Origin of the sequence: Streptomyces sp. DH12 (assembly GCF_020873895.1) — a bacterium.
Classification (GTDB): Bacteria; Actinomycetota; Actinomycetes; order Streptomycetales; family Streptomycetaceae; genus Streptomyces.
In genome coordinates this window covers 1-605 of record NZ_JAHWGT010000464.1, presented here as the reverse complement: position 1 = coordinate 605, position 605 = coordinate 1, and the positions used below count along the sequence as shown (strand labels likewise).

Sequence of the window (605 nt, the reverse complement as noted above, 5' to 3'; positions counted from 1 at the left end):
GAACTGGACCGTGAGACCTGGGTGGGCGCCCGGCCCGACCAGGTAGCGGCACGCCGGAGCGACGCCCGGACCCTGGGGAAGAGCGATCCGACGGCGGTACGCGCGGACGACGCACTGCTGCGCGCAGCCGCCGTCACCGCCGCCGACGTCCTGGTCGTCCCCCCGGCGGACGAGGACGGTGCGGACGCCACGGACATCCCGACAGGCGGCCTGGGCGCCCTGCTGCGCTGGACCTACGACACGGCTCCGGCCTGAGGAGTGCCCGCCGCCCCGGCGGGCTGTCGGTCGCCTGTGCGGGCGGCGGGACTCCTGGATCAGTAGCCGTAGATCATCTTGTAGGCGACCTCGGGGAGGAACTGGCCGGCCGTCGAGCCGGTTCCGACACCGCAGTTGCCGTCGGACTCGCCCGGCGTCTTGATCCACAGGAGCATCTCGGCGCCTCCGCCCTTCTGGGTGGGCGTACCGATGCGGCGGCCGGAGGGGTTGCACCACTGGCCGTTGGTGCCGTTGCCGTTGCGGCTGGTGTCCACGACGAACGGCTTGGTGTAGCCGTAGCGGGCGGCCAGTTCGTTGTTGACGGCGTTGCCGTAGGCGGTGTTCTCGGC

1 protein-coding gene and 1 pseudogene are annotated in these 605 nt (G+C 72.2%); one reads left to right on the top strand and one right to left on the bottom strand.

From position 1 onward, the window contains the following. A pseudogene (locus LPA54_RS35195) lies at window positions 1-255 on the top strand (hypothetical protein); the annotation flags it as partial. A gap of 59 nt (window positions 256-314) precedes the next feature. On the opposite strand, the gene LPA54_RS35190 reads toward LPA54_RS35195, so the two are convergent. After that, a partial coding sequence (locus LPA54_RS35190) for a glycoside hydrolase family 6 protein (protein WP_228984664.1) occupies window positions 315-605 on the bottom strand: 291 nt, incomplete at its 5' end.